The sequence below is a fragment of the Euzebya sp. genome (genome assembly GCF_964222135.1).
In the GTDB taxonomy this organism is placed as follows: domain Bacteria; phylum Actinomycetota; class Nitriliruptoria; order Euzebyales; family Euzebyaceae; genus Euzebya.
Genome location: NZ_CAXQBR010000058.1, coordinates 1 through 6647 on the forward strand (window position 1 = coordinate 1; position 6647 = coordinate 6647).

Below are 6647 nucleotides of genomic sequence, written 5' to 3' on the forward strand. Positions count from 1 at the left end.
GGGCGGTGGGCCATCGGTGGCGTCGGTGTGGACGTCCGTCACCGCGCGGCGCCGGTCGCGAGTCGGCGCGAGGTCACAGGCTGCCGGCGAGGTCGACCAGCAGGTCGCGGGGCTGCGGGCCGGCCAGGCCGTGCAGCAGCCCGTCGGCCTCCCAGATGACCGCCGCCGCGAGACCCGAGTCGTCGCCGAACGCGACGGCCGGGGCGCCGTCGAGGGTGATCGCGTCCCACACCAGCTCGCCGTCGGAGGGGACGGGGATCGGCAGGGTGTGACGCCAGTCGTCGATGCCGGCGAGCTGGTCGCGCAGGCTGTCGGGCAGCTCGTCCCGAGCGAGCAGGAACGCGCGGATGTCCTCGAGCGGGGCGCCGTCGGCGGCGATCTCCACCGCGCCGGCCCGACCGGCGACCAGCTGGGGCAGGCCCGCGAGGTCGAGGTCGAGGTGGTCGCCGCCGGACGGGGTGGGCGCGGAGCTGGTCTCGTCGACGAGGAGGGTGGCGACCGCCGGGGGGACGGTGACGCGGATCGCCGCGCCGTCCAGCGCGGGCGGGACGCCGTTGCCGTCGCGCGACCGGAGGGTCAGGGTCGCGGCGCCACCCCCGCTCGCGATGTACGTCGGCGTGGCATCGGTCCCGAGGGCCGCGATGAGCGCGTCGGCGTCCGGCGGCACCAGGCCGCTCACCGCCTCGGCGTCCGCGGGGTCGGAGGTGGTGGTCGGCTCGTCCGCCCGGTCGACGGCGACGTCGCCGAGGTCGGCCAGACCGGACAGGTCGCCGATCGCGTCGACATCGATCTGGACGACCTGCAGGCGCTCGCCGCGGAAGGTGTCGAGGAACTGCGCGACGGCGGTCCGCCCGCCCGGCGTGAGCACGAGCGCCACCGCGAGGGCGACCACGACGCCGAGCGCCGGCAGGGTCGCGACGCGCTGGGGGCGCCAGCGGCGGGCGCGCCGTCCGGGCCGGCGGCTGTCGGCACGTCCCGCCGGAGCGGTGGGGGCGGGGGGCGATGCCGGCGGACCGGTCCGCGACACCGTCCGGGCAGGCGGCTGCGGTCCGGACGGATCGACGGGGTCCAGCGCGCCGATCAGGCGGCGGGCCACGCCGGCATCCGCCGCCAACCCGACGATGACGTCGCGGCAGGCGTCGCACTCGTCGAGGTGGGACTCGACGGCTGCGGACGACTGGTCGAGGTGAGTCCGCAGCGCCCCGGTGGAGGGGCAGGCGGTCGCGGGGGCGCTGGTCGCGTCTCGGGTGGTCATGGGGTCTCCTGGGTCAGCGGTCGCCTGCGGCGGGGTCGGCGGCGGCGGGGTCGGCGGTCGTGGGGTCCTCCCACCGGCGTCGGAAGGCCCGCTCGCCGCGGGCGAGCAGGACGCCGACGGACCCCTCGGCCACGCCGAGGGTCGCGGCGATCTCGGCGTAGGGGTGGCCGGAGTGGCGCAGCAGCAGCGCCGTGGCCTGCCGGTCGGGCAGCTCGGCGAGCACGGCGCGGACGCGGTCCTGGGTCTCGTGGCGGTCGGCGACCACGTCGGGGGTGTCGTCCGGCGTGGGGTCGACGGACCGGCCGTGGACCGCGACCCGGGCCTGCTCGCGCTGTCGCGAGCGGATCCGGTTCAGTGCGGCGTTCACCGTCACCCGGTTGAGCCACGCGGCCACGTCGGCGTCGCCGCGGTCCGCGACCGGCGCGTCGTCCAGCTTCGCGATGGCGTCCGCTGCCACCTCCTCGGCGGTCGCGGGGTCGACCAGCCGACGGGCCAGGCCCGTCAGGCGCGCGTAGTGGGCCGCGAAGGCCTCCTCAGGTGTCATCCACCCCTTCCAACACCGCCGCCGACGAGATCCTGACACCCGGCGCGGACGTGGGGGGTCTAGGACGACTCGGTGTAGATCCCGTCGATCACGTCGGAGTACTTCTGGCTGACGACGTGCCGCTTGAGCTTCATCGACGGGGTCAGCTCGCCGGACTCGACCGTCCAGTCGGTGCCGAGGAGCTCCCAGCGCTTGACCTGCTCGACGCGGGCGAGCTTCGCGTTGGCGGCGTCGACCGCGGCGGCGACCTCGGCGCGGACGTCGTCGCGCTCCGCGAACTCCGCCAGCGATGCGAACGGGATGCCGCGCTTGGCCGCCCACGACTCGGCGGCCTCGGGGTCGAGGACGACCAGCGCGGAGATGTAGTTCCGGTCGTCGCCGACGGCCATGACCTGGCCGATGAGGGGGTGCTGCTTCAGCTGGGTCTCGATCTCGTTGGGGCTGATGTTCTTGCCCGAGGAGGTGACGATGATCTCCTTCTTCCGCCCCACGATGGACAGGTACCCCTCGTCGTCGATCCTCCCGAGGTCGCCGGTGTGCAGCCAGCCGTCGTCGTCGAACAGCTCGGCGGTGGCCTCGGGCCGCTCGAAGTACTCCGGGGTCATGGTCGGGCCTCGGGCGATGATCTCGCCGTCGGGGGCGATCGCCACCTCGATGCCGGGCAGCGCGGTGCCGACGGTGCCGAGCTTCGCCCGGCCGGGCCGGTTCGCGTTGGTGACCGCGGTCGTCTCGGTCATCCCGTAGACGTTCATGATGTCTATGCCGAGGCCCTTGAAGAACATCAGCAGGTCGTCGGGCATCGGCGCCGCGCCGGTGAGGGCGATCTGGAGGTTCCCGAACCCGAGGGCCTCGCGGACCTTCGAGTAGACGAGCTTCTCGAACAGCATCGCCTGGCCCTGCAGGACCAGCGACGGCCGCTTGCCCGAGAACGCCATCGCCCCGAGCTGGGGCAGGATCGCGAAGGCCTGCTCGCCGAGCTTGGCCTTCGGCCCCTCCGCGGCGTCGATGCGGGCGAGGAGGGCGGCGCGCATCTTCTCCCACACCCGCGGGACGGCGAGGAACGCGGTCGGCTGCGCCTCGGGGAGGTACTCGGCGATCCGGGTGTAGTCGGTGCAGAAATGCGTCTTCGCCGCGTACTTGATGCCCTGCCAGTGGCTGTACATCCGCTCGGCGACGTGGGCGAGGGGGAGGTAGGAGAGGATGCTCGGCTTCATCGGCATCTCGAAGATGTCGCGCGCCGTCTCCATGATGTAGAGCACCCCGCGGTGGGTCTCGACGACCCCCTTCGGCGGGCCGGTCGTGCCGGAGGTGTAGATGAGCGTCGCGACGTCGTCGGGCTGGACGGCCTGCCAGGTGTCGGTGAACACCTGCTCGCCGACCTCGTCGAGGTGCGCCTGCCCCTCCGCGAGGAAGTCCGCCCAGCTGATCACGCCGTCCCCGTGGCACAGCTCGGCACCCTCCACGACGACGATCGTCTGGAGGTCGGGCAGGCGGTCGCGGACGCTCGCCCACCGCGCGTAGGTCGCGGGGTCGTCGACCACGGCCACCTTCGCGTGGCAGTTGCCGGCCACGTAGGCGATCTGGTCCTCCGCCAGGGTGTTGTAGACGCTGACGCCGGTCGCGCCGGCGTGGAAGCTGCCGACGTCGGCGATGCAGTGCTCGGGGCGGTTGAGCAGCATGATCGCGACGAAGTCGCCCTTGCCCAGCCCGCGGGCGTGGAGCGCCATCGCGAACCGCCTGGCCGCCTCGCCGTAGTCCGCCCAGGTCATCCAGGTCCAGGTGCCGTCGTCGTCACGGCTGCCGAGGGCGTCGGCGGTCCCGTAGGTGGACACCGCGGACTGGAACAGGGTGCACAGCGTCTGACCGGATATCCGGTCGAGGATCCGCTCGCGCTCGCTGATCACCTGGTCGGTCATGGGCCTGCCCTCCGTCGCGGCGTGTCCGTCGGGGCGCTCCGGGTGGGTCACCTGGGACGCCGTAGCGGGTGATCCTACGAAGTCGTGACCGCGGGTTACAGGGCAACATGGCAACCATGCGCACCGCTGGCCTGCTGCTGATCGCCCACGGCACCCGGAACCCGGAGGGGGCGGAGGAGATGGCCGTCCTGGTCGACCACGTGGCCCGGCGGCTGCCGGTCCCGGTCGGCCACGCCTGGCTGGAGGACTTCGCCGACCCCCAGGGCGTCGAGGGCGCCCGTCCGCTGGTCGACGCCGGGGCGGACGCGCTGGTCACCCTGCCGCTGCTGAACTTCGCCGCCGGGCACGCGAAGAACGACGTGCCCGAGCAGCTGGCGGAGGTGCGGGCGGCCTTCCCCGACGTCGCGCTGCACCACGGGCGCGTGCTGGGCGTCCACCCCGACCTGCTCGGCCTCGCGTGGGAGCGGCTGGACGCGGTCAGCCCCCGGGAGGGGCGGGCGGACGAGGTGCTGGTCGTGGCCGCGAGCGGGTCGAGCGACCCCGACGCCAACGGCGAGCTGCACAAGGCCGCCCGCATGGTGGCGGAGGGGTCGGGGCACCGCTGGGTCGAGACCTGCGTCGCCGGGGTCACCTGGCCGCGGACCGACGAGGTGCTCCGCCGGGTGCACGCCGCCGGCGCGCACCGGGCCGTCGTGTTCAGCTGGTCGCTGCTGGCCGGGTTGCTCGAGCAGCGGATCTGGGAGGCAGCCGAGTCGGTGGCGTCGTCGACCGGGTTGGAGGTCGTGACGGCCGGCCGGTTCGGACCGGACGAGAAGGTCGCGGACGCCGTGGTGCAGCGCTACCACGAGGCGCTGGAGGGCGACGTCCGCGCCAACTGCGACGCCTGCGTGTACCGGGTCCCGCTGCCGGGCCGCGAGGACCGCGTCGGAGCCCCGTCCGCCGGTGGCGTGCGGCTGCCGACGCGCTGACGTCGGGGGTCGGGGTCGGTCGGGGCTGGGTCGGCTGGGGTTCGGCTACGCGGGCCAGAGCCGCCGGGCGCGGCGGGCGAGGTCGCGGCGCGCGAGGTCGAGGTCGAGACCCTCGAGCGCGCCGTCGATGACGACCGCCTCGCCGGCCACCAGCACGTGGCGGGCGGGGCGGTCCGGCCCGAGCACGAGCGCCTCGACGGGATCGGCGATGTCGGCGACGTCGTCGGCGGGCCAGACGACCAGATCGGCCTGCATCCCCACCTCGAGGCGGCCGACGTCGGTGCGGCCCAGGCAGGCGGCCCCGCCGGCGGTCGCCATGTCCAGCGCGTCGTGGGCGGTCAGCGCCGTGGGGTCCTGGACGCCCTGGCGGGCTGACCAGACGGCCTGGCGGAGCTCGGTGACGAGCGTGCCCTGCTCGTTGGAGGCGACCCCGTCCACGCCGAGCCCGACCGGGACCCCGGCTGCCCGGAGCTCCGGGGTCCGGCAGAACCCGGCGGCCAGGCGGGCGTTGGAGGAGGGGCAGTGCGCTACCCCCGCCCCGGCCTGGGCGAGGCGGGCGATCTCGCCGTCGTCGAAGTGGATCCCGTGGGCGAACCACACGTCGGCGGCGACCCAACCCCAGCCGTCGAGGACCGCGAGGGGTCGTGCGCCGAACCGGGCCAGTGCGTCCGCCTCCTCCTCCCGCGTCTCCGCCAGGTGGGTGTGGAGCTTCAGGCCGTGCCGGCGGGCGAGCGCGGCGGACTCGCGCATGAGCTGCTCGGAGACGCTGAACGGGCTGCAGGGCGCGACGGTCACCGTGATCCGCTCACCGTCGTGCCAGCGGTCGATCACCCGCTCGGTGGAGGCGAGGATGTCGTCGAGGTCCTCCACCACCGCGTCGGGCGGGAGCCCGCCGGCGGACTCGCCGAGGTCCATCGACCCGCGGGCGAGGTGCAGTCGGAGGCCCACCTCGCCGGCCGCGGTCGCGATCGCGTCGAACACGCTGTCGTCCCCGCGGGGGACGACGTAGTGGTGGTCGGCGGCGGTGGTGCACCCGGAGAGGACCAGCTCGGCCAGCCCCACGCGCGCGGCCGCGAGGACGTCCTCGGCGTCCAGGCGCGCCCAGACCGGGTACAGCGTCGTCAGCCAGTCGAAGAGGATCGAGTTGGTCGCCCAGCCCCGCGTCATCCACTGGTAGAGGTGGTGGTGGGTGTTGATGAGGCCGGCGGTGACGATGTCGCCGTCGACGTCGAGGACGTCGTCGTCGGGCTCGGGGGCCACCGAGCCGATCGCGTCGATCACGCCGTCGCGGACCGCGATGTCGGCCGTGCCGCCGGGTGGCGTGCCGAGGAGCCCGCGCGCGCCACGGATGACCAGTCGGGGGGAGGGTGTGTCGCTCACCCTGCAGACGGTAGAGCGGATCGGTGTGGTGTGGGCGGCGAGGGTGGGCGCGATCGGGGCCTACCTCGGCTGACGGCGAGGTTGGGCGCGATCCTGGGTGCTCGTCTCGTCGGGCGGGCGGTCGCCGGGGCGATGGTGGGCGCGATCGGGGCCTACTTCGCCTGACGGCGAGGTTCGGCGCGATCCTGCGCGTGATCGCGCCGCGGGTCTACGGGTCGGGGCGATGCCGACCTCGCGATCGCACCGTGGGCGCACGACGGGGCAGGCCCGCGCGATATCGGCCGCGTCATCGCACCGTGGGCGCACGACGGGGCGGGCCCGCGCGATATCGGCCGCGCCATCGCACCGTGGGCGACTCGCGGGGGTCGGCCACAGACCCGGGGGCGGTCGCCATCGCACCACGGGCGACTCGCGGAGCGTGGGACGTCGGCAGCTCAGCCCGGAGGGGTGGTGGGGCCGATGACGATGCCGTGGACCGGGTAGGTGGCGGTGGCGGTGCGCAGGACCTGGTCGGCGCCGGCGGAGGTGGTGCGCTGCCAGGTCACGGTGAGGGTGAGGGGGAAGGTCCCGGCGGTCTCGAAGAT

Annotated in this window: 5 protein-coding genes; 1 reads left to right on the forward strand and 4 read right to left on the reverse strand. The window is 74.4% G+C overall.

Annotation, left to right across the window (positions count from 1 at the left end):
• Positions 1-73: 73 nt before the first annotated feature.
• From ACEQ2X_RS12635 to ACEQ2X_RS12645, 3 genes are read right to left on the reverse strand one after another with little or no spacing between them, the layout of a single operon-like run.
• Positions 74-1255 carry a hypothetical protein gene (locus ACEQ2X_RS12635; protein ID WP_370326170.1) on the reverse strand — a complete coding sequence of 394 codons (1182 nt, stop codon included), beginning with the start codon at positions 1253-1255 and terminating at the stop codon, positions 74-76.
• A gap of 13 nt (positions 1256-1268) precedes the next feature.
• Entirely contained in the window at positions 1269-1799 is a 531-nt protein-coding gene (locus ACEQ2X_RS12640) for a sigma-70 family RNA polymerase sigma factor (RefSeq protein WP_370326171.1), read from the reverse strand.
• Positions 1800-1858: 59 nt separating this feature from the next.
• Complete coding sequence (locus ACEQ2X_RS12645; protein WP_370326172.1) at positions 1859-3715, reverse strand: long-chain fatty acid--CoA ligase; 1857 nt, start codon at positions 3713-3715, stop codon at positions 1859-1861.
• A gap of 116 nt (positions 3716-3831) precedes the next feature.
• Between ACEQ2X_RS12645 and ACEQ2X_RS12650 the strand changes: the two genes are divergently transcribed.
• Positions 3832-4683, forward strand: a complete 852-nt coding sequence (locus tag ACEQ2X_RS12650; protein ID WP_370326173.1) for a sirohydrochlorin chelatase — start codon at positions 3832-3834, stop codon at positions 4681-4683.
• 45 nt (positions 4684-4728) lie between these two features.
• Here ACEQ2X_RS12650 and ACEQ2X_RS12655 read toward each other — a convergent pair whose 3' ends face one another.
• A complete protein-coding gene (locus ACEQ2X_RS12655; protein ID WP_370326174.1) occupies positions 4729-6063 on the reverse strand; it encodes an 8-oxoguanine deaminase in 1335 nt (444 codons plus the stop codon).
• Between the last annotated feature and the right edge of the window lie 584 nt (positions 6064-6647).